The 24,658-nt window shown below is 67.3% G+C and carries 24 protein-coding genes; 17 read left to right on the top strand and 7 right to left on the bottom strand.

The genetic code is table 11. The annotated features are described in order from the left end of the window. Positions 1–16: 16 nt before the first annotated feature. Positions 17–1,717 (bottom strand): aldehyde dehydrogenase family protein, encoded by a 1,701-nt coding sequence (locus ACVT6V_RS02515; protein WP_489898238.1) that lies wholly within the window; start codon positions 1,715–1,717, stop codon positions 17–19. A 218-nt stretch (positions 1,718–1,935) separates the two neighbouring features. On the opposite strand from ACVT6V_RS02515, the gene ACVT6V_RS02510 reads away from it, so the two are divergent. Genes ACVT6V_RS02510 through ACVT6V_RS02500 form a run of 3 tightly spaced genes read left to right on the top strand, consistent with a single transcriptional unit; the run spans position 1,936 to position 3,577 of the window. Next, complete coding sequence (locus ACVT6V_RS02510) at positions 1,936–2,229, top strand: hypothetical protein (RefSeq protein WP_489898237.1); 294 nt, start codon at positions 1,936–1,938, stop codon at positions 2,227–2,229. A gap of 3 nt (positions 2,230–2,232) precedes the next feature. Continuing rightward, the gene (locus ACVT6V_RS02505; protein WP_489898236.1) at positions 2,233–2,793 is read left to right on the top strand and encodes a hypothetical protein; all 561 of its coding nucleotides are present in this window, start codon (positions 2,233–2,235) and stop codon (positions 2,791–2,793) included. Further along, complete coding sequence (locus ACVT6V_RS02500) at positions 2,777–3,577, top strand: HTTM domain-containing protein (protein ID WP_489898235.1); 801 nt, start codon at positions 2,777–2,779, stop codon at positions 3,575–3,577. Before ACVT6V_RS02505 ends, ACVT6V_RS02500 begins: the two co-directional genes overlap by 17 nt. Before the next feature lie 137 nt (positions 3,578–3,714). Here the strand turns inward: ACVT6V_RS02500 and ACVT6V_RS02495 are convergent, their stop codons facing one another. Beyond that, positions 3,715–4,020 carry an EthD family reductase gene (locus ACVT6V_RS02495; RefSeq protein ID WP_489898234.1) on the bottom strand — a complete coding sequence of 102 codons (306 nt, stop codon included), beginning with the start codon at positions 4,018–4,020 and terminating at the stop codon, positions 3,715–3,717. Between the two features lie 284 nt (positions 4,021–4,304). Here ACVT6V_RS02495 and ACVT6V_RS02490 point away from each other — a divergent pair, with 284 nt between their 5' ends. The 5 genes from ACVT6V_RS02490 (at position 4,305) to ACVT6V_RS02470 (ending at position 10,120) form a co-directional block, all read left to right on the top strand. Further along, positions 4,305–4,760 carry a helix-turn-helix domain-containing protein gene (locus ACVT6V_RS02490; protein ID WP_489898233.1) on the top strand — a complete coding sequence of 152 codons (456 nt, stop codon included), beginning with the start codon at positions 4,305–4,307 and terminating at the stop codon, positions 4,758–4,760. A gap of 4 nt (positions 4,761–4,764) precedes the next feature. Further along, positions 4,765–5,772 carry a VapC50 family PIN domain-containing toxin gene (locus ACVT6V_RS02485; protein WP_489898232.1) on the top strand — a complete coding sequence of 336 codons (1,008 nt, stop codon included), beginning with the start codon at positions 4,765–4,767 and terminating at the stop codon, positions 5,770–5,772. A 499-nt stretch (positions 5,773–6,271) separates the two neighbouring features. Continuing rightward, a complete protein-coding gene (locus ACVT6V_RS02480; protein ID WP_489898231.1) occupies positions 6,272–7,882 on the top strand; it encodes an aldehyde dehydrogenase (NADP(+)) in 1,611 nt (536 codons plus the stop codon). 37 nt (positions 7,883–7,919) lie between these two features. Then, positions 7,920–8,855 carry a 5-dehydro-4-deoxyglucarate dehydratase gene (locus ACVT6V_RS02475; protein WP_489898230.1) on the top strand — a complete coding sequence of 312 codons (936 nt, stop codon included), beginning with the start codon at positions 7,920–7,922 and terminating at the stop codon, positions 8,853–8,855. After that, positions 8,855–10,120 carry a glucarate dehydratase family protein gene (locus ACVT6V_RS02470; RefSeq protein ID WP_489898229.1) on the top strand — a complete coding sequence of 422 codons (1,266 nt, stop codon included), beginning with the start codon at positions 8,855–8,857 and terminating at the stop codon, positions 10,118–10,120. The genes ACVT6V_RS02475 and ACVT6V_RS02470 overlap by 1 nt, the downstream gene beginning before the upstream one ends. A gap of 497 nt (positions 10,121–10,617) precedes the next feature. Here ACVT6V_RS02470 and ACVT6V_RS02465 read toward each other — a convergent pair whose 3' ends face one another. Together ACVT6V_RS02465 and ACVT6V_RS02460 are read right to left on the bottom strand one after the other, a co-directional pair. After that, positions 10,618–10,794, bottom strand: a complete 177-nt coding sequence (locus ACVT6V_RS02465) for a hypothetical protein (protein WP_489898228.1) — start codon at positions 10,792–10,794, stop codon at positions 10,618–10,620. 25 nt (positions 10,795–10,819) lie between these two features. Further along, positions 10,820–12,085, bottom strand: coding sequence for an APC family permease (locus ACVT6V_RS02460; RefSeq protein ID WP_489898227.1), 1,266 nt, complete (start codon positions 12,083–12,085; stop codon positions 10,820–10,822). 120 nt (positions 12,086–12,205) lie between these two features. Here ACVT6V_RS02460 and ACVT6V_RS02455 point away from each other — a divergent pair, with 120 nt between their 5' ends. Beyond that, the gene (locus tag ACVT6V_RS02455) at positions 12,206–13,105 is read left to right on the top strand and encodes a LysR family transcriptional regulator (protein ID WP_489898226.1); all 900 of its coding nucleotides are present in this window, start codon (positions 12,206–12,208) and stop codon (positions 13,103–13,105) included. A gap of 12 nt (positions 13,106–13,117) precedes the next feature. Here the strand turns inward: ACVT6V_RS02455 and ACVT6V_RS02450 are convergent, their stop codons facing one another. Both ACVT6V_RS02450 and ACVT6V_RS02445 read right to left on the bottom strand, forming a co-directional pair. Further along, positions 13,118–13,513, bottom strand: coding sequence for a universal stress protein (locus tag ACVT6V_RS02450; protein ID WP_489898225.1), 396 nt, complete (start codon positions 13,511–13,513; stop codon positions 13,118–13,120). Then, positions 13,510–14,553: a 2-hydroxyacid dehydrogenase gene (locus ACVT6V_RS02445; protein WP_489898224.1), complete on the bottom strand. Its 1,044-nt coding sequence runs from the start codon at positions 14,551–14,553 to the stop codon at positions 13,510–13,512. The genes ACVT6V_RS02450 and ACVT6V_RS02445 overlap by 4 nt, the downstream gene beginning before the upstream one ends. Positions 14,554–14,932: 379 nt before the next feature. Between ACVT6V_RS02445 and ACVT6V_RS02440 the strand changes: the two genes are divergently transcribed. From ACVT6V_RS02440 to ACVT6V_RS02405, 8 genes are read left to right on the top strand one after another with little or no spacing between them, the layout of a single operon-like run. Further along, the gene (locus ACVT6V_RS02440; protein WP_489898223.1) at positions 14,933–16,507 is read left to right on the top strand and encodes an ABC transporter substrate-binding protein; all 1,575 of its coding nucleotides are present in this window, start codon (positions 14,933–14,935) and stop codon (positions 16,505–16,507) included. 17 nt (positions 16,508–16,524) lie between these two features. Further along, entirely contained in the window at positions 16,525–17,451 is a 927-nt protein-coding gene (locus tag ACVT6V_RS02435) for an ABC transporter permease (protein WP_489898222.1), read from the top strand. 26 nt (positions 17,452–17,477) lie between these two features. Then, entirely contained in the window at positions 17,478–18,476 is a 999-nt protein-coding gene (locus tag ACVT6V_RS02430; protein ID WP_489898221.1) for an ABC transporter permease, read from the top strand. Continuing rightward, positions 18,473–19,492, top strand: coding sequence for an ABC transporter ATP-binding protein (locus ACVT6V_RS02425; protein WP_489898220.1), 1,020 nt, complete (start codon positions 18,473–18,475; stop codon positions 19,490–19,492). Before ACVT6V_RS02430 ends, ACVT6V_RS02425 begins: the two co-directional genes overlap by 4 nt. Further along, entirely contained in the window at positions 19,485–20,531 is a 1,047-nt protein-coding gene (locus ACVT6V_RS02420) for an ABC transporter ATP-binding protein (RefSeq protein WP_489898219.1), read from the top strand. The genes ACVT6V_RS02425 and ACVT6V_RS02420 overlap by 8 nt, the downstream gene beginning before the upstream one ends. 10 nt (positions 20,532–20,541) lie before the next feature. After that, positions 20,542–21,258: a sulfite exporter TauE/SafE family protein gene (locus ACVT6V_RS02415; protein ID WP_489898218.1), complete on the top strand. Its 717-nt coding sequence runs from the start codon at positions 20,542–20,544 to the stop codon at positions 21,256–21,258. Between the two features lie 59 nt (positions 21,259–21,317). Beyond that, entirely contained in the window at positions 21,318–22,652 is a 1,335-nt protein-coding gene (locus ACVT6V_RS02410; RefSeq protein ID WP_489898217.1) for an enolase C-terminal domain-like protein, read from the top strand. A 42-nt stretch (positions 22,653–22,694) separates the two neighbouring features. Continuing rightward, the gene (locus ACVT6V_RS02405; protein ID WP_489898216.1) at positions 22,695–23,675 is read left to right on the top strand and encodes a 2-hydroxyacid dehydrogenase; all 981 of its coding nucleotides are present in this window, start codon (positions 22,695–22,697) and stop codon (positions 23,673–23,675) included. 2 nt (positions 23,676–23,677) lie between these two features. On the opposite strand, the gene ACVT6V_RS02400 is transcribed toward ACVT6V_RS02405, so the two are convergent. Further along, positions 23,678–24,565 carry a phosphatase PAP2 family protein gene (locus tag ACVT6V_RS02400; RefSeq protein ID WP_489898215.1) on the bottom strand — a complete coding sequence of 296 codons (888 nt, stop codon included), beginning with the start codon at positions 24,563–24,565 and terminating at the stop codon, positions 23,678–23,680. Positions 24,566–24,658: the final 93 nt, after the last annotated feature.

Below are 24,658 nucleotides of genomic sequence, written 5' to 3'. Positions count from 1 at the left end.
TTTGGACGACACGTCGTCACGGCAGCAGCATCGACGCGAACACCCGAGGGATACGTCCCCACCCGGGGTTGGCCGCGTAGTGAGTGAGTGCCTTCGACGCCGACGTGTTCGCTTTGGACGTCACCAGCCAGGGCGCCTTCGGTGCCATCGAGGCCTCGCCGCTCATCCACGAGCGGGGGAACGGGCGGAACGGGCCGCTCACCACCGACCGTTCGGGGTCGGCGATCAGGTGCGTGTTGTGGACGACGCCGATGCCGCTGCCCACATGCCCGATGGTGTTGCCGGGGTAGGCGCCCCACGGCAACGCCGGAGCCAGATAGGCGGTCGCCGACCAGCAGTTGATACCGATCGCACCGTAGCGCAGGTCGGCGATCGCCTCGCCGAACCGTACACCCATCTCCTTGCGGTCATGGGGTGCCACGATGAGGTTCGCGCCGAGCGTTCCGACGAGTCGGTCGTTGGCGAACCGGACCGCCGCCCGGAGAAACTCGGCGCCGCCGCCGGGCAGTGTCGTGTGACCGAGCACGGGCGAGAAGTACTCGGTCCGGTACAGCTCGTCGGATGTCGACGACCCGACCTCGATGAGCAGTCGCCCGCTGTGCCGCTCGGCCAACGGGTGCGTGTGTTCGGCCTGCGCCATCTTCCATTCGCTGCCCGGGTACCACACCTCGCGGGGTGGCAACGATTCGAGCAACGAGCGGATCGTGTCGAGGAACCGCTCCCGCAGGGGCCAGGACGAACTGAGGATCAGCACCTGCGCGGCGATGCAGTTGTGGCCGGCGTTCTGCAACTTCTGCGTGACGACGTTCTCGGCCTGATGGACGATGTCGTCGTCGGACCAGTTGCCGGGTACGACGATGACCGGCGAGACACCGCCGAGTTCGCTGGTGATCGGCTTGCGCAGGAGCGGCGTCCCGGCGGCACGTCGCCGTTCTCCCTCCGGACCGCGGCCCCACACGATCGCATCGTGGGTGGCCTCGCTGCCGGTGATGTGCACATGACCGACATCCGGATGGTTGGTGAGGTAGCCGCCGGTCTCACTCTCTCCGTGCACGATTCGCAGCAGATCGAGATCGATCAGCGGTGCGAACGCCTTCTGGTAGATCCCCAGCATGTCGTCGAAGGTCGGATTCAGCTTGAGGACGCTGACACGGTTGTGGGCGACGAGTTCATAGACCACGTCGAGCGGACCGATGACGGTGACGTTGCCCGCCCCCAGCACCAGACCCACACCGCCGTTCTCGCCGCGCCGCCGCGCACCCAGGCCGGCCTGCGCGCAGACCTCGTCGAACCCCACTCCCGGCGGCATCCAGATCGATCCGGTGAACCCGTTGAGCAACAGCGCTTCCCGAACGCCGCGCGGAAGCACCTTCAGCGTGATCCTTCCGCCGGGCGCCTGGCCGACCGGTATGCCGTCGAGGGGGTTGCCGCCGCGCGCCAGTGTCGTCAAGGTGGCGGCGGTGGCGGTCAGGGTGGCCATCGCGAGGTACGGACCACCGAGCCACTCCTCGCCGCGCACGTACGGCGGCGTGCCCTTGATACGAATCGCGGTGTCGGCCCACTCCTCGGCGTGTGCGGCGATGGTGCCGCGCGTCTTCAGCAGCAGCGCAGCACGATCGGACAGGCTCATGGAGGCCCAGACCCCGGCCCCGTGCCCGAGATCGCCGATCATCCGGTCGAGCTCCGCATGTTCCACGGGGTGGGAAATGGTGGTCATAACTCAAGTGTGACACCGGTCACATGCCAATGCGAGTGGGCGTGGCACGGCGTGTGGGAAACGCGACGAGCGGGCCGCGAGACCGGCACTACCTCGGTGCCGGCGGGTCGGTGATGACGTAATCGGGTAGCCCGCTACCCGTGATCGTCGCGGCGCCACGTCGCACTCTGTGACGAAGGCCGACTGGCGCCGGAACCGAGAAGGGCAACGAGATGTCAATGAAGAAACCGCGATCCGAACTGACCGCCATCGAACTGGCGGCCATCGATCTGTCCATCACCGCGCTGCAGAAGGCCGGGCACACGCTGGACGGCGTGAGCCAGTCGTCGAGCAATCCGCACGAGATGATGGCCGAAGCGGTCGCCGACGCACACCATCCGTTTGTCGAGATCACCGAACGTGACCGTGAGATCATCGCGCAGATCAAGGAGCTCGCCGGCCAGCTCAGTGCCCGTACCACTCTGGCCGATCTGGTGAACGCCCGCGGGCAAGTGGTCAACGGCGGCCGCTAGGCCATGTCCGGGCTTGTCATCGCCACCTGTGGTGCAGTCCTGGCCGGGTGGTGGATCGTCAGTGCGTTACATCAGGTCGACTCCGGTCGGTACACGCGAAGGATTCGGCGCCACATCCCGCTCGGTTTGCTGCCGGGCTGGACCTTCTTCGCCCCCAACCCGGCTCGGGCCGACCACCGTCTCATCTGGCGTGAGTATCAGGAGCCCGACGGGCGGTGGCAGGCCTGGCGGGAACTGCATTTCGGCTTCGCGCGGCCCATTCGCCGCTGGCTGTGGAATCCCGAGCTGGTCCTGAACAAGTCGGTCAGCGACCTGGTGAACAACCTTCGCGTCGACGGCGACGTCGAGGACTCACGAGCGATCCTGGTCAGTGCGTCCTACGTGGTGCTGTTGAGCGTGATCGTGCAGCAGGTACGCGACCCGAGGACCACGCGTGTCCAGTTCGCGGTCACGTCGACCGCGTGGGACGGGCCGAACCGACGGGTCGACGTCTTGTTCGTGTCGGAGGAGCACGACCTCGCCGCAGCGGGAGTTCCGAGTCCCGGCCGTGTTCACGCATCCTGAGCTGCTCGTATCGCGCGTCATCTTCGTCGGCCTGCTGATCGAATCGTTCCAGATCATCGCGCTGCGTGATGCGTTCGGACCGCGTGGCATGTTCGCCCGGGCGAACCTACGCCAGCTGACGTTGAGCGTCGGGTGGCATCAGCGAGTCGGTGCCACCGTCGGCGGCCCCCGGTCGGTGACCGCCGCGGCGCTCGTTCAGGTCGGCGCGGCCGGCGCGGTGATCGCCATCGGCACTGGATCCGGTGCGGGAATCGTGGCCACGCTCCTCTGTCTGCTGACGGCGGGGTACATCCGCATGCGTCGGCAGATTGGCGGCAGCGGCGCCGAGCAACTGACGTTCATCGTCCTCGTCACCTTCGCGATCGTGATGATCGCCGGCGGTGGACACGACGCCAGGGTCATGGGTGACATCTTCATCGCCGCCCAGATCCTGCTGGCCTACCTCGCCGCAGGGCTTGCCAAGGGGTTCTCCCCGGCGTGGCGTACCGGCGGCGCGATGTCCGGAGTCCTCTCCACGGAAGGTTATGGGGTGCAGTCGGCGGGCAATCTGCTGATTGCTCATCCCGGATTCGACCGCGTCGTCGGCTGGTCGGTGATCGTCTGGGAGGTCGGTTTCGTCGCGATCGTGCTGGCGCCGCCGCCGCTGGCCCTCGCGATCCTGACCACCGGTGTCATCTTCCATGCCGGCTGCGCATTCCTCATGGGTCTGAATCGCTTCGTCTGGGCCTTCTGCGGCTGTTATCCCGCGGTCTTCGTCCTCGTCACCGTGCTGCACGGCGCGTGACACGCCGAGGTGCGCTGATCACTCGACGCGGACAGCGAGCGGACCGAGGCCATCGCCGGTGACCGTGCCACCGGCGATGGCACCGCGGTGCACGCGATCAATCCGGCGACGACGAACGGCCCGTGATCGAGGGTCGGTCAGGCGGTGATCACCTCGTGCATGTTGATACTCGCGCCGGCCCCCGCGAAGTTGGCGAGATCGGCGCTGCCCTTCTGTCCCTCCGGTGAGGTGAGTCCCGCGATGGCCGTCTCCTTGGACGGAAAGGTCAGCACGGCGATGACGAAGTGTTCCGGGGTGGAGCCGTCGAGTGTCTCCGCCACGCCCCACTCGAACGAGGTGAGGCCGGGCATCGTCGTGGTCAGCGGTGCGTGCACGGTCCGATAGTGATCGAGGAAGTGCTCCGGGTCCTCGGGGTGGTTGTAGTTGATGGTGATCCGGTACATCGGTGTTCCTCTCCTCGGTGGCAGCACGATGTGACAACTGCTCTGGTCACATATATTTCACATCTCGGTGGTGGCGCGGGCGGGTATTCACGAACTGACATCGAGGTTGGTGATCACTTGTCGATGAGCTCGCCGTCGCGAGGCTTGGTCGCCGCAGGTTGTGGGACAGCATTCGAACGCCGCGAGGTCTCTCGTTCTGACCTGCCTCACGGGTCAATCCAGCGCGGAATGGGCGCAGAACACCATCAGTGCATTTTCGCTTTTTTCGAATTACACTCGATGTTATGACCACCCTGCTGGAGCAGACTGTTCTCCCCGACACCGATGGTGGCGACGCGCAGCAACTCGACGCACTGATCGCTGTGCTCACCGCCGATGACTCGGTGATTGTGCGCGCCGGTGAGAGTTCGGCCGAGCTGCCTGAAGAGTTGCGGCAGATTCTGCGAACAGTGCTGACCAACCTGGCTCGGGGAATCGCGGTGACTGTTGAACCGCACCGCACGCTGCTGACGACGCAAGAGGCCGCCGACATCCTCGGTATCACCCGGCCCACCCTCGTGCGCCTGCTGATCGACAACGAGATTCCCTACACCACTCCCGGCCGCCATCGCCGGGTGCAGCTCGCTGACGTCCTGGCCTACCAACAACGCGTGCGCACTCAGCGCGCTGATGCCCTGACCGAACTCGCCGCCCCTGACCCCGGCCTGACTGAGACCGGCGGCTTCATCACCACGCGCTGACTCTGTGGCCGCAACCTTCCGCGTCGTGCTCGATGCCTGTGTGATGCTGACGCAGAACCTCAACAACCTGCTTCTCACCCTTGCCGAGCATGACCTGTTCACACCGGTGTGGACGCCAGAACTCCTCGACGAAGTCCACCGCAACCTCACCGGCAAACTCGACGTGTCCGCCGAGCAGGCCGATCACCGCGTCACCCAGATGCGCCGCGCGTTCCCGCACGCCACCGACCACAGCGCCGGCTACCTCCAGCTCGTCGACGCAATGACCAATCACCCAAAGGATCGACATGTCCTGGCCGCCGCCGTCGCCTCCGGTGCTGCACTGATCGTCACTGCCAACCTCAAAGACTTCCCCGCTGAAGCCTGCGACCCACTCGGCGTCACGGCAGTACACCCTGACGATTTCCTCCTCGACCAACTCGACCTCGACACCCAAAAGGTGATGAGCGCGATCACCGCCCTCACTGGCCGCAATCAGTACCCGCCGCGAACCCCGGGGCAGCTCGCCGAAGCGCTGCGCCCGCTCACCCCGAAGTTCGCCGCCGCCGTTCAGGAGATCATTTCGCCCGTGGCGGCGTTGGAGATCGTCGACGACGCCGACATCGACGAACAGTTCCCAGACAACATCGAGGAGATCCTGCGAGACCCGGCCGCGACGGCGCGCGCATGGTGGTTCGCACTACTAAGACGTGACGAATATCCCTACGCTGTAGGCAATCTCAGCGCCTCACCCGAGGCCTGGGATTTCGACGATGTCGCCCAGATACTCGAGGGCTACTCGCTGGCCACCGGAGTCCATGATCACACCGACCGCGCCGACGTCGTCTACCTCAAGTTCCTTCCCGTCACGGGCCACAGCGTGCGAGCATTCGGCGAGACCGCCTTCACCGACTACCGAGTCCTGGCTTTGCAGCAAGACGCGACCGGATGCTGGCGCGTCTACGGTCTGGCCATGTCTTGGCCTGCCACCGCACACCACGACCGTCGACCCGATTCAGATCGACGCGCGTGATGGTTGTCTGTACGAACAAGTGGTGCGTCTCGGAAATGGGCAACTCGTCTCCGGCGTTCGATCGACGCCTGGCTGCGTTGTCGTCGGTGACGATAGCGCCGCTATCGCTCCTCCTCCGCCTTGCCAGATCGCCGATCGCTCCTCCGGATAAGGGTCACCTATGTCCGTGACACGCCACTGGGTTTCGTGGCGAGTCAGGCCCGCTGTGGCTGTGGGGTGGCAGTTCTGGCGAGGTAGGTTGCGCGTTCCCAGGTGATGGTTTCAGGGTGGCGACGCATCAGGCGACGCACGTCGCTGGGCAAATGCGCGCGAGCTGGACCGCCGCATCCGGCCCCACCAGCCCTGATACCGCAACCGCATCGATGCCACCGACATTTGACTTGGACATGTATGGATGCGCGGTCCTACCGTCGAATCATGGCTCGGGTCACATCGAGAGACCCCCGATGTGACCGGAGCCGTTCCACCAATGATCGCCGATTTCAAGGGATGGACGCCGATGACCACCGCGCAGCGGACCGGGCTTCACACGACGCAGACACTGACCGGACAGATGATCATCGCCGGTGACCACGTCACCGGCACCGGCACCGCGGTGCATGCGATCAATCCGGCCACCGACGAACGGCTCCAGCCGGCGTTCGCACATGGCACCGCCGACGACGTCGCCCGGGCGACCGCAGCCGCCGCGGAGGCGTTTGCGAGCTTCCGAACCACCTCGTCGGCGCAGCGCGCCGACTTCCTCACCGCCATCGCCGACAACCTGGACGCGGCCTCCGACGCCCTCGTCGACCGCGCCACCGCTGAGACCGGGCTGCCGGTCGCCCGCATCACCGGCGAGGTCGGTCGGACATCGGGACAGCTTCGGCTGTTCGCGTCGGTGCTTCGCGAGGGCAGCTGGCACGGTGCCCGAATCGATCCCGCCCAGCCGGACCGCACTCCGCTGCCGCGCGCCGACATCCGCCAGCGCAAGATCCCGCTCGGACCAGTCGCCGTCTTCGGCGCCAGCAACTTCCCGCTCGCCTTCTCCGTCGCCGGTGGTGACACCGCGTCGGCGCTCGCCGCCGGCTGCCCGGTGGTCGTCAAGGCACACGACGCCCACCCCGGCACCTCCGAACTCGTCGGCCGCGCCGTCACCGAGGCCGTCACCGCCACCGGGATGCCCGCCGGTACGTTCTCACTGCTGTTCGGCAGCGGAAAGGAACTCGGCATCGCACTCGTGACCGACCCGAACATCAAGGCCGTCGGCTTCACCGGCTCGCGTTCGGGCGGAACGGCACTCGTGCGGGCCGCCGCGTCGCGACCGGAGCCGATCCCGGTGTACGCCGAGATGAGCTCGATCAACCCCGTCTATCCGCTCGCCGGCGCACTGCGCGAGCGCGCCGCCGACCTCGGTCGCGCGTTCATCGGATCGTTGACGATGGGGTCGGGTCAGTTCTGCACGAACCCCGGACTCGTCATCGCCGTCGACGGCCCCGACCTGGACACCTTCGTCGATGCCGCGGCCGAGGCGATGAGCCAAGCCACCCCGACGCCGATGCTCACCCCGAACATCGCCCGCAGCTACGTCGACGGCGTCGACGAGTTCACCGGCGCCGCACAGACGGTCGCTCGCGGTGCCGAGTCGTCGGACCCCAACGTCTGCCGGGCCGCACTGTTCGTCACCGACGCCGACGAGTTCCTCGCATCGGAAGCATTGCAGCAGGAGATCTTCGGGTCGTCGAGCCTCATCGTGAAGTGCCGTGATCAGCGCCAGGTCCGCGACGTCACCGCCGAACTCGAGGGTCAGCTCACCGCGACCATCCACGCCGACGACACCGACCACGACCAGGCCGGGGCCCTGCTGGAACTGCTGGAACTCAAGGCGGGCCGCATCCTGTTCAACGGGTGGCCCACCGGCGTCGAGGTCGGCCACGCGATGGTGCACGGCGGCCCGTACCCGGCCACCTCCGACAGCCGCTCCACCTCCGTCGGATCGCTGGCCATCGAACGCTTCCTGCGGCCGGTCGCCTACCAGGACGTGCCGTCGGGTCTGCTGCCGGCCGCGATCGCCGACGGCAACCCGGAACGGATCTGGCGCCGCATCGACGGCGAACTCACCCGCGACTGACCATCACCCCCATACCTTTTCACCTCTAGGAGTCCCCATGCTCGACGGCGTCCTGTTCTTCCCCGTCACCCCGTTCGACAGTTCCGGTGAGGTCGACTACGACCGTCTCGCCGAGCACATCGCCCGCGGTGTCGCGGCCGGACCCGGCGGCGTGTTCATCGCTTGCGGCACCGGAGAATTCCATGCTCTCGGGCTCGCCGAGTTCGGGAAGATCGTGCAGTGTGCCGTCGACACGGTCGCCGGGCGTGTGCCCGTCTTCGCCGGCGCGGGTGGCTCTTTGGTGCAGGCGAAGGAGTTCGCGGCCAGCGCGAAAGCCCATGGTGCCGATGGCATCCTGCTGCTCCCGCCCTACCTGGTGACCATGCCGGCGGCCGGTCTGGTCGAGTACACCCGTGCGGTGGCCGACGTGACCGACCTGCCGGTCATCGTCTACAACCGCAGCAATGCCGTGTTCGACGAGCCGTCGGCGGTGCAGGTCGCGAACCTGCCCACCGTCATCGGGTTCAAGGACGGCACCGGCGATCTGGACAATGTCGCTCGCATCGTCATCGCGGTGAAGGCGGCGCTGGCCGACTCCGGCAAGGAGTTCCTGTTCTTCAACGGCCTGCCGACCGCGGAGATCACCCAGCAGGCCTACCGGGCCATCGGCGTGACCCTCTACTCGTCGGCGACCTTTGCGTTCGCGCCGGAACTGGCTCTGGCCTTCTACAATTCGCTGGAGACCGGCGATACCGACCTCACCGAGGCATTGCTCCGCGACTTCTTCCACCCGCTCGTGCGGCTCCGCAACAAGGTGCCCGGCTACGCGGTGTCGCTCGTCAAGCACGGCGTGACGATGGAGGGCATCGACGCCGGTCCGGTGCGTGCACCGCTGGTGCAGCCGACGCCGGAGCATCAGGCCGAACTCGGCCGGATCACCGTGGCCGGACGATCCGTGCTGGCGGGATCCCTCGCCGCGAATGCCGCCGTCTGATGAGCAACACCATGATCACCGCGGTGACCGTCACGCCGGTGGCGTTCGTCGACCCCCCGCTGCTCAACACGGTCGGAGTACATCAACCGTACGCATTGCGGGCGATCATCCGGATCGAGACCGCCGGTGGCCTACGAGGCGTCGGGGAGACCTACGCCGATACCGCGCATCTGGTCCGGATGGAGGCGGCCGGAGAGGCCATCATCGGGCTCGATGTGTTTGCACTCAACGGTATTCGTGATGCGATCGACCGCAAGGTCGCCACGCTCTCGGTGACCGGCGGTGACGGGGTGGCCGGCATGATCACGACGGCCAGCACCACCGACCGGGTGTTCTCGCCGTTCGAGGTCGCCTGCCTCGACGTCCAGGGCAAAGAGCTCGGCCGGCCGGTCAGCGACCTGCTCGGCGGCGCCGTGCGTGATCGGGTGCCGTTCAGCGCGTATCTGTTCTACAAATGGGCCGGTCATCCGGGTGCCGCGGACGATGAGTGGGGCGAGGCCATCGATCCCGCGGGACTCGTTCGGCAGGCCCGCAGGATGATCGACGAGTACGGCTTCACCGCCATCAAACTCAAGGGTGGTGTCTTCCCGCCGGACGAGGAGGTCGCGGCGATCAAGGCGTTGCGTGCCGAGTTCCCCGGAGTCCCTCTGCGTCTGGACCCCAACGCGGCATGGACCGTCGACACCTCCGTGCGCGTCGCCGCCGAACTCGACGGCATCGTCGAATATCTGGAAGACCCCACGCCCGGACTCGACGGGATGGCCGAGGTGGCGGCCGAGGCGAAGATGCCGCTGGCCACCAACATGTGCGTGGTCGCCTTCGACCATCTCAAGCCCGCGGTCGCGAAGAACTCGGTGTCCGTGGTGCTCTCGGATCACCACTACTGGGGTGGCCTGCAGCGGTCCCGACTGCTGGCCGGCATCTGTGACACGTTCGGCATGGGCCTGTCGATGCACTCCAACTCCCATCTCGGCATCAGCCTGGCCGCGATGGTTCACCTGGCGGCCGCCACACCGAACCTCACCTACGCGTGCGACACCCACTGGCCGTGGAAGTCCGAGGACGTGGTCAAGCCGGGCGCGCTGCGCTTCGTCGACGGTGCGGTCCCGGTACCGACCGGTCCGGGTCTGGGTGTGGAGATCGACGAGGACGCGCTGGCCGCGCTGCATCAGCAGTATCTCGACTGCGGCATCCGCGACCGCGACGACACCGGCTACATGCAGTCGATCGACCCGGACTTCGAGAACACCTGTCCGCGATGGTGAATGGCTGAAATCGGACCCGTCAGCAGTGTCCGAGGGAAATATCCCTCGGATCGTGCTCACGGGGATGATTGTGCCCATTCCGCCGGCCGATCAGGCGGCTACGACCGCCCTGGTGACATTGTCGGCAGGTCCAGTGCGCGACAGCCATCGAGCAGCTGTTGGTCGCATGCGACGAATGTGGAGAGCTCTCGCCGGATGTGAACGGCTGCTGCGAGGTGGATGGCATCCAGAGAACGCAGAGTCGGCGGGCCGATGATCTCTGCGGCGCGGATGACATCGTCGCCGAGCGGGATGATGTCCAGTGCTGACAGTAGTGTTCGCGCTCGTTCCGGGAGTCCCTGAGACTCGCCGCGCAGAGCCGTGCGCACCAACTCGATCCGGCCCTACGCACTGATCGCGACCGGCTCGTCAGAGTGCTCCCCCGAACCAGGCGATCAGGGCATCGGTTTCATTCTCACGAATCAACAATTTCGCCGACGCCGAGGTATCGACGTAGATCATCGTTCTTCGCGGATCTGATCGAGCACCTCAGACAGATCCCCGCCGGGCAAGCGATCCCGATCGATCGCATCGAGAATTCCCGGGCGACTGGCCGGTATCAGCACGCTGGCCTCGACCCGGGCCAAGTAGCGAGACGCGTGTTGTCTGAGTTCACGCACGCCGATGGTCTTCATACCAGCCAGAGTAGGACTCCAGGTGCTACGTCTCGGGCCGAGTTATTCCGCGCCGTGCGAAGAACACCGCGACGCCCGCGCTCACGACGACCGCACCGGCGACAACCGACCCGATCGGGAGGGCCGCGGCCAGGATGACGCAGCCGAGCAGGCCGAGTGTCGTCACCGCCCGCGGCGGTCGCCGCTCCTCGCCGCTCAGGGTCGCCGCCGAGGCATTTGCGATGGCGTAGTAGAGCAGCACCCCGAACGACGAGAACCCGATCGCGCCACGCACATCGGCGGTGGCCGCGAGCACGGCGACCACCACGGCGATCGCGAGCTCGGCATGGTGTGGAACCCGGTGCTGCGGATGCACCGCGGCCAGCCACCGCGGCAGATGCCCGTCGCGAGCCATTGCCAGGGTGGTGCGGGAGACGCCCAGCACCATCGCCAGCAGCGACCCCACGGCCGCGATCGCCGCACCCACCGTCACGACCGGCACCAACGCGGGAACGCCGGCGGCCCGAACCGTTTCCACCAGCGGCGCGGTCGCATCGGCCAAGCCCGTCGGGCCGAGCACCGCCAGCGCGGACACCGCGATCGCCACGTAGACCACCAGCACGATGCCGAGCGCGGTGGGGATCGCGCGGCCGATGGTGCGGGCCGGATCGCGCACCTCCTCACCGAGCGTGGCGATCCGGGCATACCCCGCGAACGCGAAGAACAGCAGTCCCGCCGCCTGCAGTACGCCGTACACCGTCGCGTCGTCTCCGAGCCCCAGGTGCTGCGATGCATCATCCGGCGTCGAGGACACCGCTGCGATCACCACCGCCGCCAGCACCGCGAGCACCACCGCGACGATGCCCCGGGTCACCAACGCCGACTTCTGGATACCGCGGTAGTTCACCGCCGTCACGAACACCACCGCCGCAACGGCCACCGCGTGCGCGTACCGCGGCCACACATAGGCCCCGACGGTCAGGGCCATCGCCGCGCACGACGCGGTCTTGCCGACGACGAAACACCAGCCGGCCAGATACCCCCACAACTCGCCGAGGCGTTCACGCCCGTACACATAGGTCCCGCCGGACACCGGGTACACCGCCGCCAGCCGGGCCGACGACGTCGCGTTGCAATAGGCGATCACCGCGGCGATGGCCAGTCCGACGAGCAGGCCCGATCCGGCCGCCTGCGCGGCCGGCCCGAGCACCGCGAAGACCCCGGCGCCGATCATCGATCCGAGTCCGATCATCACCGCGTCGCCGACACCCAGGGACCGGCGGAGTTCGGGATCACCTCCAGGATCGGACATGACCGCAGACGCTAGCCGAGTCAGGTGAACGTGAGGTTCCGGAGGCCCGCGACGGCGCATGCACTAGCGTGATCCGCACGACGTCGTAGATCGCGGCGTTGCGATGCCGAAAGTGGATACATGTTTTCCCTGTCGCGCCTCTCGTGTTTCATCGCGGTCGCCGAAGAGCTCCATTTCGGGCGGGCCGCCGAGCGCTTGCACATGACCCAGCCGCCGCTGAGCCGCCAGATCCAGCAGCTCGAGCACGAATTGGGTGTGCAGCTCATCGAACGCAGCAGCCGTGCTGTCTCGTTGACATCGGCGGGTTCGGCGTTCCTGCCCGACGCCCGACGGATCGTCGCGCTGGCCGAGAGCGCCGAACTCACCGTGCGTCGCGTGCCCGCCGGAGACCTGGGCACCGTGAACATCGGCTTCACCGGTGCGTCGGCGCGTGCGGTACTGCCACGCCTCATGCAGACCGCTCGCGAGCGGCTGCCCGACGTGCGACTGGTGCTCCGCGAGATGGTCACCTCGGCGCAGATCGAGGCGCTCGCCGGCGGCGATCTGGACCTCGGGATCGTCCGCCCGCCGGTGTCCCGGCCGGGTATCCACACCCGGCCGCTGCATCACGAGCGACTGGTGGCGGCCTTGCCGGCCGACCATCATCTGGCGGCGGTGGAGCAGTTGGCCATCGAGGACTTCGACGGACAGCCGGTGATCATGTACTCGCCGGTCGACGCCCGCTACTTCAACGAACTGCTGATCAGCACCTTCACCGCCGTCGGCGCATCACCGCGTTACGTCCAGTACGTGACGCAGGTGCACACCATGCTGGTGCTGGTGCATTCCGGCCTCGGGATGGCGCTGGTGCCCGAGTCGGCGATGACGATGCATCCCGACGGGGTGGTGTTCAAGGACGTGAGCGCCATCCGCGACCGGCCGGTGCAGATGAACGTTGCCTGGCGCGGCGACAATCCCAACCCGGCACTGGTCCGTCTGATGAAAGACGTTCTGCCCGAACGGGAGTGGTCGGCGCCGTAGATCAGTCCCCGGTCAGGTGGCCGGCAGGACCGGCGGCTTCACCGCGACGACCGGGCACTGGGCGTCGAGCAGTACCCGTTGCACGACACTGCCGGTCAACAGTTTGCCGACGGGGGAGCGGCGCTTCTGACCGATGACGAGCAGCTCGACGTCATCGTCGTAGGACGCGTCGACGAGCTGATCTGCGTGGGACAGGCTCTTGTCGTTCTCGATGACCTTGTAGGCGACGTCGACGGCCGAGGCCGTCTCGCGGGCCTTTTCGAGATCGACCAGCATGTCCGGGGAGGTGGCGCTGTCGCCGTCGGCGACGACCAGCACATCGGTGGCGCGCATCCGCGCCTCGGCGAAGCCGAACGGTAACGCGCCGCGTCCCTCGGCGGTGGGTTGGTAACTCAGGATGACGGTCATCGGATGTCCTTTGCGCGCGGGGTTTTCGCGGGTGCGACGACGGGGGTGACGAGGTCGCCGGTCCGCAGGAAGGTGTCGAGATTCTGCACAGTGAGCTCCTGCATCGCCGCGCGCGTCTCGACCGTGCCGCTCGCGAGGTGGGGCAGCAGTACCACGTTGTCCATGGCGATCAGTTCGTCGGGCACCTGTGGTTCGTTCGCGAAGACGTCCACGCCGGCGCCGGCGATGCCGCCCGACGCCAACAGCTCGACGAGCGCGTCCTCGTCGACCACGCTGCCACGAGCCACGTTGATCAGAAAACCGTTGACCCCCAGCGATTCCAGGACCTCCCGGTCCACGAGGTGGCGGGTTCCGGAACCGCCCGCGGCGGCGACGATGAGGACATCGACCGTCGCGGCGAGCTCGGCCGGTGAGGCGGCATAGCGGTACGGCGAGTCCTCGATCTCCCGACGGTTGTGGTAGGCGATCCGGCAGCCGAACGCCGACAGCCGCTGCGCGATGGCCGACCCGATCCGGCCGAGGCCGAGGATGCCGACCGCGGCGCCGGAGACTTTGCGGGTGAGTGGGACATTCCCCTCTGCCGGCCAGCGTCCGGCGCGGACGAAGCGGTCGGCGGCGGTGAACCCGCGCATGGTGTCGAGCACCAGCGCGACGGCGGTGTCGGCCACGCAGTCGGTGAGCACGTCGGGGGTGTTGCTGACGCCGATGCCGAGTTCGGTGGCGCGCTCGACGTCGGTGGCGTCGTAGCCGACGCCGAAGTGGATGATCGCGCCGAGGTCGGGCAGCTCGGCCATCAGCGCCGCATCGACGCCGGTGCGCCCCGAGGTCACGACGGCGGTGATCTCAGCTCCGTGCTCGGCCAGGAACGGCGCCCGAGCGGCCCCGTCGGGCAGGCGCTCGGCGCCATAGGTGCCGGCCAGCTGCTCCTCGAGCGAGGGCTTGAGCGGGCCGACCTGCAAGACCCTCCCGGTTGACGGCCGAAGATGTTGTCCAGCAACGGTATCGGTAGATTCTGCGGTGTTCACGAGACTGCTGCTCATCCGTCCTCCTCGACGGCCGGGACCATGACGCGGTCCTTGGTGGATGAATCAACCGTAAGAGGCCGTCCGTATACCCGTCCAACACGTAAATAACATGGATCGATACCCAACCTGTATCGATGTCCGGTGGGTCGATTCGACCGGCGCAACCGGGCCCGGGGAACCGACAGGTCAGCGCCGGTTTTGGGTCGAATTCCCGACGACCGACGCAGGCCGCGCGAGCGGTCGAAACGCCCCGAAATCGCCACTTCCTGCGGTTTTGTGCTGTTGACGCCGTCGTTCGAGCGCTCTTAGCGTGTGTCTACCGTCACAAGCGGCGGTACCGCCCCCTCGGTTCACACGCAGTGAATCACTCGCAGTCTTCTCATCGGAGGTCCCCATGCAGATCGCATCTCTGCGATCCCCGCGCCGCCGGATTGCCGGCGCGCTGGCAGTCTCCGCGGCGGCGATGCTGGCCGTCAGCGGCTGCAGCGTCGCCAACACCACCTCGAGCGAGAGCGCAAGCCCCGACACCCTCCGCATCGTTCTCCCGCAGGAGCCGCCCACCCTGGAGCCGTGCGACGCATCATTGACCGCCACCGGCGTCGTCGTCCGCTCCAACATCACCGAGCCGCTCATCGAACGCGACCCCACCACCGGTGACCTGAAGCCGCTGCTGGCGAGCTCGTGGCGCCAGGTGGAGCCGAACGTCTGGCAGTTCACCACCGTATCGGGCGTCACCTTCTCCAACGGCGCGCCCTTCACCGCCGCCGACGCCGCGTTCTCCATCAAGCGCACCTTCAACGGGGCGATCGGCTGCGACGTCAACGGCTACGTCTTCGACGACAGCACGATCGACGTCACCGCGCTCGACGACCACACCGTCCAGATGCGCACCGAGGCGCCGGACCCGATCCTGCCGCTGCGCGTCTCCTTCATCGAGATGGTCCCGCACACCACCGACGCGAACGCCAAGGTGCGTGAGCCCATCGGTACCGGGCCGTACATGGTCGACTTCTGGGACTCCGGCCAGCGGATCGCGCTCAAGGCCAATCCCGACTATCACGGCCCGAAGCCGGCCTACACCCGCGCCGTCTATCAGTGGCGCGCCGAAGGCAGTGTGCGCGCCGCGATGGTCGCCAACGACGAAGCCGATCTGGCGACGTCGCTCGGACCCGAAGACGGTGCCGGCGACCTCGGCATCGCGTACGTCAACAACGAGACGACGGCGCTGCGCATGCAGGCCACCGACGCCCCGCTCGACGACTACCGGGTCCGTGAGGCCATCGACTACTCCATCAACCGGGCCGGCATCGTCAAGGCGCTCTTCCAGGGCCTCGGCAAACCCGCCGCGGAACTCGTCGGCAAGGGCATCGTCGGCTACAACGATCAGCTCACCCCGACACCGTACGACCTGACCAAGGCCAAGAAGCTGATCGACGAGGCCCGCGCCGACGGTGTGCCCGTCAACCGCACCATCCGACTCATCGGCCGCACCGGCCAGTTCCCCAAGATCAACGAGACGATCGAGGCGATCCAGTACTCGCTCAGCAAGATCGGGCTCGACGTCAAGATCGAGATGATGGACACCTCGGGTCAGATGCAGTATCAGACAAGGCCGTTCGTGCCCGGTTCCGGTCCGGTGCTGCTGATGGTGCAGCACGGCAACCAGGCCGGTGACACCCAGTTCACCCTCGATCAGTACATGCTGTCCGACGGTTACCAGAGCACCTACGGCACAGCGGCATACGACAAGGAGATCACCGCGGCCGAAGCCCTGACCGGCGACGCGCGACAGAATGCGCTGGCGCAGGTGCTCGCCGATGAGCCGACCAAGATCCGCCAGTACGCCTACATCGCACACATGGAAGCCGTGCTCGCCAAGTCGAACAAGGTTTCCTACCAACCCAATTCGGCCACCGGTGACGAGATGCACCTCGCCGACATGACCCACGCCCAACCCCGTAACGACTGAAACCGAGGCGACGACCGATGCTCACCTTCCTCCGGCGCCGGATGATCACCAGCCTGATCCCGTTGATCATCGTCCTGTTCGGCGTGTTCTTCATGGCCCGACTCACCGGCGATCCCACCAACCTCTACCTACCGGTCTCGGCGACCCCTGACCAGCGGGCTGAGTTCGCCGCGGCCCACGGACTCGACAAGCCGATCTGGCAGCAGATGTTCGACTACCTGTCGGGCGTCATCCACCTCGACTTCGGCGAGTCGCTCAAGACCGGGCAGGAAGCGGCGGGCATGGCGCTCAAGGCCTTCCCGGCCACCCTGCAGCTGGCCTTCTTCACCTTGCTGCTGTCGATCCTCGGTGCGGTCATCATCGGCTGTTGGGCCGCCTACCGGCCCAACTCGCTCGCCGACCGATTCTCCAGCCTGCTCTCTATGACCGCGGCCAGCGTCCCCGACTTCTGGTTCGCCATCACCGGCATCTGGATCTTCGCCGTCGTGCTCGGCTGGCTGCCCACCTCGGGCACCGGTGGTGTGCTGGCCTGGGTGTTGCCGATCGCGACGCTGATGATCCGGCCACTCGGCGTCCTCACCCAGGTGGTGCGCGGGGCGATGGTGTCGGCGTTGTCGGCGCCCTACGTGAAGGTGGCGCGCAGCAAGGGAGCCGGCGATCTGCGGGTGGTCACCCACCATGCGCTGCGTAACGCCGCCGCCCCGGCGCTGACCGTCGCCGGCGATCTCGCCGTCGGACTCATCAACGGCGCGGTCGTGGTGGAAGCGATCTTCGGCTGGCCCGGTATCGGCAAGCTCATGATCGACTCGATCCTGCAACGCGACTTCGCCGTCCTGCAGGCGGCTGTCCTGCTGACCGCCGTCAGCATCTTCATCCTCAACATCGCGATCGACGCGGTACTGGCGCTGCTCGATCCGCGAGTTCGCGACAAGGCAACGGTCTAGGGGACCGGGAACCGAAGGAGCACACCATGTCCATAGTCACCGAACCCCTCGACACCACCAGTCCCGTCGCATCGACCGACCCGATGGGCGACTCGGTCGCCACCCGGAAGGTGCCCTCCGGGCAGATGCCGCTGTGGCGACTGCTGTTGCGCGACAAGTTCGCCACCGTCGCCGCGGCCATCCTGTTCGTCATCCTGCTGGTCGCCGCCTTCGGTCCGTGGCTCGTCGGCAACGCCGCCACCGACCAGAACCTCGACGAATCCAACCTGCCGCCGTTCAGTATCGACACCGGCTGGATGAACATCCTCGGCACCGACCCGCTCGGCCGCAGCATGCTCGCCCGACTGATCGTGGCCTGCCAGACCACTCTGCTGGTCTCGGTGCCCGCGGTGATCATCTCCTGCGTCATCGGCTCGGCCATCGGCATGTGGGCCGGCTATCACCGCGGCTGGCGGGAGACCACCGCGATGCGCATCGCCGACATCATCATGAGCTTCCCGTCACTGCTGCTCGCAGTCGTCGTGCTGTTCGTGTTCTCCCCGAGTGCCGCGAACATCGTGGCCGTCTTGGCGATCACCCGCATCCCGATCTATCTCCGTACCGCCCGAGCGGAATCGGCAGAGTTGCAGAGTCGGGTGTTCGTGGATGCGGCAAGGACTTTCGGCGCCAGTAGCGGGCAGATCGTGCGCGGACACGTCCTACCCATCCTGTTGCCGACGCTGCTGACCGTCGCCACGCTCGACTTCTGCTACGTCATGCTGGCCGAATCGTCACTGTCGTTCCTGGGCATCGGTATCCAGCCGCCGGAGATCAGCTGGGGCCTGATGGTCTCGCAAGGCCGCTCCTACCTGCAGACCGCCTGGTGGCTGTCGTTCTTCCCCGGTGTCGCGATCGTCATCACGACAGTGTCGGCGACGATCCTGGCCGCATGGGCCCGCATCGCGACCGACCCCGGCCAGCGGTGGCGCCTGACCACACCCAAGGCCCGCCGGAACCTCTTCTCGTCACGAAAGGCTGTGCGATGAGCGCTCCCATTCTCGACCGGCCCGATGCCCGAGCCGATGACCGTGTCGCACTCGACGTCTCCGATCTGACCGTCGACCTGCGGACCCCCACCGGCACCGTCCGCGCCGTCGACCACGTGTCGTTCGTCGCCCGCCGCGGCGAAACCCTCGCCCTGCTCGGCGAATCCGGATGCGGCAAGTCGATGACGGCGCAGGCGCTGGTCGGTCTGCTCGACCCGATCGCCGACATCTCCGAGGGTTCGATCACCCTCGACGACGTCGACCTGGTGACCGCCAAGGATTCGGTACGCCGGCAGTTGGCCGGCACCGAACTGGCCATCGTGTTCCAGGACGCGCTCACCGCGCTCAACCCGGTGTACCCGGTCGGCACACAGCTGGCCGAGCCGTTCCGTATTCATCGCAAGATGTCGCGGAAGCATGCGCGGGCCGAGGCCATCGAATTGATGCGCCACGTCGGCATCCCCGAGCCGGAGGCGCGCATCGACTCCTATCCGCACCAGTTCTCCGGCGGCATGCGCCAGCGCCTGCTGATCGCGATGGCCGTGGCGTTGAGCCCGAAGGTGCTGCTCGCCGACGAGCCGACCACCGCGCTCGACGTGACGGTGCAGGCGCAGATCATGGCGCTGCTGCAGCGCCTTCGCGCCGAGCACGACATGGCCGTCGTACTCATCACCCACGACCTCGCTCTCGTCGCCGAGCAGGCCGATCGTGTCGCGATCATGTACGCCGGCAACGTCGTCGAGACCGGACCGGTCGCCGAGGTGTTCGGGAATCCGAAGCATCCCTACACCAAGGGCCTGCTGGCCTCGGTGCCGGTCAGCGCCGTGCGCGGGTCCGACCTCAAGTCGATCGGCGGCACCCCACCCGACCTGCATTCCATTCCGTCCGGCTGTGTCTATCAGGCGCGGTGCCCGCTCGCACGAGCGCTCTGCGTCGAGCAGCGTCCGGAACTGACCTCCGTCGGCGACGGCCGCAAGGCCGCCTGCCACTTCTCCGAGGAGACCAGCAATGTCTGAGGCAACACTGACCGATGCACCGGGGTCCGCGAGCACCGAACCCCAGGTCCTCGAGGTCCGCGGCGTCGGCAAGACGTTCACCGTGCCCGGCAAGTCGGGCCGCACACAACTGCGCGCCCTCGACGGCATCGACCTCGACCTGCGTCGCGGCGAAACCCTCGGGCTCGTCGGCGAGTCCGGTTGCGGCAAGTCCACTCTCGCCCGCACCCTGATGATGCTCGAACGCCCGGACAACGGCACCGTGCGCTGGGACGGCACCGACCCCTTCCGTCTCAAGGGCAAGGATCTGATGGCGTTGCGCCGCAAGGTGCAGATGGTGTTCCAGGATCCGTATGCGTCACTGAACAATCGGATGAACGCCGCGGAGATCATCGCCGAGCCCTGGCGCACCCACCGGGACCTGTACCCGCGCAAACGGGACCGCGCCGCCCGCGTCCGGGAACTGTTGCATCTCGTCGGTCTGCGGCCCAGCGACGAGCACCGCAGCCCGCAGGAGTTCTCCGGCGGCCAGCGCCAACGACTCGGCATCGCCCGCGCGCTGGCGCTCAACCCCGAGGTCATCATCTGCGACGAGCCGGTCTCCGCGCTCGACCTGTCGGTGCAGGCACAGGTGCTCAACCTGCTCAACGAGCTGCAGCAGGAACTCGGCATCTCCTACATCTTCATCTCGCACGACCTGTCAGTGGTGCGCCACGTCGCCGACCGGGTCGCTGTCATGTACCTCGGCCGGATCGTCGAAACCGGTTGCACCGAATCCGTGTTCGACCATCCCGCACATCCCTACACCGAGGCACTGATGTCGGCGGCGCCCACGCTGGACCCGGCCACACGCCGCGAGCGCATCCTGCTCAGCGGGGAGGTGCCGTCGCCGCTCAACCCGCCGTCGGGCTGCCGATTCCGCACCCGCTGCGCGCACGCCACCGACCTCTGCGCGACCGCGGTACCGCCGACGGTGACCGATCACGCCGAGGCCGGACACATCGCCGAGTGCTATCACCCGCGAGGTCGCGTCGGGCTGGGCATGCCCGCGGTCGCATGAGCATTCGAGCGTGAGCGTCGTGGCATTCGCCGTCATCGCCGTCGCCGTCTGCATCGCCTCGTGCATGCAGGCGTCGATCGGTTTCGGCATGGGGATGCTCGCCGCTCCCGTCGTGGCGCTCATCGAGCCCTCGCTGCTGCCGGGCACCCTGATCATGTCCGCAACCGTCGTCACGCTGATGGTGGTGATCCGCGAACGGGAGAGTCTCGACCTGCGTGGTACGGGCTGGGCGTTGATCGGCCGGATTCCCGGGACCATCGCCGGTGCACTGCTGCTGGTGTGGCTACCGACGCGAGGACTGTCGCTGCTGTTGGCGGCGGTCGTGCTCGGTGGCGTCGTGCTCGCCGGCCTCGGCTGGCAGCCGGCACCGGAGAAACGCAACCTCGCGACCGCCGGCGCGGCGTCGGGGCTGCTCGGCACCGCGACGTCGATCGGCGGACCGCCGATGGCACTGGTCCTGTCGGGCGCCGAGAGCGCAGCCGTGCGCAGCAACATGAGCGCGTTCTTCCTGGTGGGCAGCCTCATGTCGGTGGGCGCGCTCGCGGCGACCGGTAACCTGCACCCCGACATCGCCCGCGTGTTCCTGGCCCTGATCCCGGCCGTCGTGCTCGGCTACGTGGCCTCCCGCTTCGTCAACCGGCATCTCGACAAGGACCGGCTGCGGTTCGTGTCGATCGGGATGTCGTGTGTCGGCGCGGTCCTGCTCATCGGTCAACAGCTTCTCTGACAACGGCTCTCGCAGAACTCGCCGGCAGAGCCCAGACAGAACCTCGGAAAGGAAATCCAATGACGACAACGACCCCGGTGGTCATCGAGATGCGCGTGGTGCCGGTTGCCGGCCGAGATAGCATGCTGCTCAACCTCTCCGGCGCCCACGCCCCGTTCTTCACCCGCAACCTGGTGATCCTCACCGACTCCGAGGGCAATCAGGGTGTCGGGGAGGTGCCCGGCGGCGAACCGATCCGCACCACGCTCGAGGACGCCCGTCCGATCGTGGAAGGCCGCGGCATCGGCGACCACAACGCCGTGCTCGCCGACATCCGCCGCACGTTCGCCGACCGAGACAAGGGTGGCCGTGGCGACCAGACCTTCGATCAGCGGGTCACCATCCACGCGGTGACCGCCGTCGAGTCGGCGCTGCTCGACCTATTGGGTCAGCATTTGCAGGTGTCGGTCGCCGCGCTGCTCGGCGAGGGCCGGCAACGCGACCGGGTCGCCGCCCTCGGTTACCTCTTCTTCGTCGGCGACCGGACGAAGACCACCCTCGACTACGCCGACGGTGCCGACGAGACCGACGACTGGCTGCGCCTTCGTCATCAGGAGGCGCTCGATGCCGACGGTGTCGTCGCGTTGGCCGAAGCCGCGCAGAAGCGTTATGGTTTCGCCGATTTCAAGCTCAAGGGCGGTGTGCTCTCGCCCGACGAGGAGGCCGACGTGGTCACCGCCCTCGCCGAGCGCTTTCCGACGGCCCGGGTCACGCTCGACCCGAACGGCGGTTGGCTGCTCGAGGAAGCGATCCGGATCGGGCGGCGCCTGCGCGATGTGGTCGCCTATGCCGAGGACCCCGTCGGGCCCGAGGGCCGTTACTCGGGCCGGGAGATGATGGCCGAGTTCAAGCGTGCCACCGGCCTGCCCACGGCCACCAACATGATCGCCACCGACTGGCGGGAACTCGGTCACACCATCCGCACCAACGCCGTCGACATCCCACTCGCCGACCCGCACTTCTGGACGATGGCGGGTTCGGTCCGGGTGGCGCAGATCTGCGACGCATGGGGCCTGACGTGGGGATCGCACTCCAACAACCACTTCGACGTGTCGTTGGCGATGTTCACCCACGTCGCCGCCGCTGCGCCGGGTGACATCACCGCCATCGACACCCACTGGATCTGGCAGGACGGCCAGCGACTCACCGTCGATCCCTACGAGATCGTCGACGGATATCTCACGGTGCCGGACCGCCCCGGGCTTGGTGTCGAACTCGACATGGACCAGGTCGACGCCGCCCACCGGCTCTACCGTTCCGAGGGACTCGGCGCCCGCGACGACGCGATCGGGATGCAGTTCCTCATCCCGAACTGGTCGTTCGACAGCAAGCGCCCCGCGCTGGTCCGCCGCTGAACGGCCGCCGCATCCGAGAATGTGAATGGCGAGGAGGAATACGTGAAGGTTGTTGTCGGAGAGACCAATCTGCTGCCGCACCGGGAACTGTTGATCTCGTTGTTGTTGGCGTCGGACATCGAGCTGTCCTGGCATCAGCGATTCGACGAGGACGCACTGGTGGCGGACCTGGCCGACGCCGACGTCTATGTGGGCGGCCGGGTCACCCCGGCGATGGCGCGGGCGGCCCGTGGACTGCGACTCGTGCACACCGGCGGCGCCGGAACCGACAAGGTGAGCTTCGATGAACTCGCGCCGGACACGCAGGTGGCCAACACGTTTCACCACGAGGACTCGATCGCCGAATACATCATGGCCGTAGCCGTCATGCTGCGTCGCGGGCTGCTGACCCAGGATTGCGCCCTGCGTGAGGGGGTCTGGGCGTCGTCGGTCTACCAGCAACAGCTGACCCAACCTTCGACGATGCGGGGCGCGATGGTCGGCTACGTGGGGTTCGGTCACATCGGCCGGCGGACCGCCGAGTTGCTGGGTGCGCTCGGTGCCCGTGGCTGCGCGGTCACCGGGTCGGGCCGGGTCGGTGATGGCGGCGGACTGGAGTGGCATGCCGACACCGGAGAACTGGGCCGGTTGTGCAAGGAGTCCGATGTCGTCGTCGTGTCCGCGCCGCTGACCGACCGCACGATGGGCATGATCGGTGCGGCCGAACTGGCGCAGCTCGGGCCCGACGGCATGCTCATCAATGTCGGACGGGGCCCGCTGGTCGTGGAGCAGGACCTCTACGAGGCCCTCCGTGACGGCGCGATCGGCGGGGCGGCGATCGACGTCTGGTACCGATATCCGGCCGGCGGCGACACTGCCGCACCGTCCGACCTACCGTTCGGCGAACTCCCCAACCTCCTGATGACGCCACACACGTCCGGTGTCACCCGGGACACCTTCGTCGGCCGGGTGCACGACATCGCCGACAACATCCGGCGTCTCGCCGAGGGTCGGCCGCTCGAACGCGTGGTGTGGCCTGCCTGAGCTCAGGGCGTGGTGGGTGCGAGACTCCGGTGCGGGCGCTGCGTGGGCGGACGCGCCTCCGTTCGTGGGGCGGATCGACGGCCGAACCCGATCGGGAGCATCGCGACCGCCATGACGGTCGCGATGGCTCCGGCGGCCGCGACCTGCGTGATCGTCGGATAGCTGATCGCGACGATGACCGGGGTGGCGACCGCGATCAGCACCGGTGACGCTAGGGTCCAGCGGGGTGGCGTGCGATGTGCTGCCGAGTGCCACGGGTCCGGCAGCAGCACCCCGATCCCGGCGACGAGCAGCGTCGACAGGATCACGTCGCTCGGCCGGTGCCACCCGGAGGCGACCAGGCCGAACTCGAGGACCGCGGCCCAGGTGCCGCCGACGACGATCACCCCTGGCCGCAGGACCGGCGGCGTTGCGAGCGCCAGCACCACGACAATCGCGGTGACTGCCGCGGCATGACCGCTGGGTGCGGAGTTGGCGGTCTCGGCCACCCATGGGTACAGCATCGGGCGCGTCAGCACGTGATCGCGGAGGAATTGGACGAGCAGAATCATCAGCGGCGCGAATGCCAGGAGCATCCCGGTCATCGCGACACCATGGCGGGCATCGGTGCGGGACCGGAACCGTCGACACTGGACCAACGTCACCACTGCGACCGCGACCACCAGCCACAGAAGCGGGCTGGTCACGACGTCGATCTGCAGGATGCGCGGCAGATCGTCGACCGGGGCGAGCATGCGGCACACCTCGAGGAGCCATTGGTCGACTCGTTGGCCCGGAGCGGTTCGCACCGCGCCCCAGAACAAAAGGGCCGCGAGACCGAGAAATGTGACCGCAACCAGCGCAGCGCGTGAGAGGGAGGAGGGGCGCCGCGCCGCGCCGGTTGCGGTCATGGCTCTCACGCTACGGCGCGAATCTGGGAACGTCCTGCGCGAAACCTGAGGACATCTGAGCAACTGGGATCGACGACAACAGAGATTGTCAGA

It is taken from the genome of Gordonia sp. LMA167 (assembly GCF_058130025.1).
The sequence above is the reverse complement of the archived record's forward strand: the minus strand, read 5'-3'. Positions and strand labels throughout refer to the sequence as shown.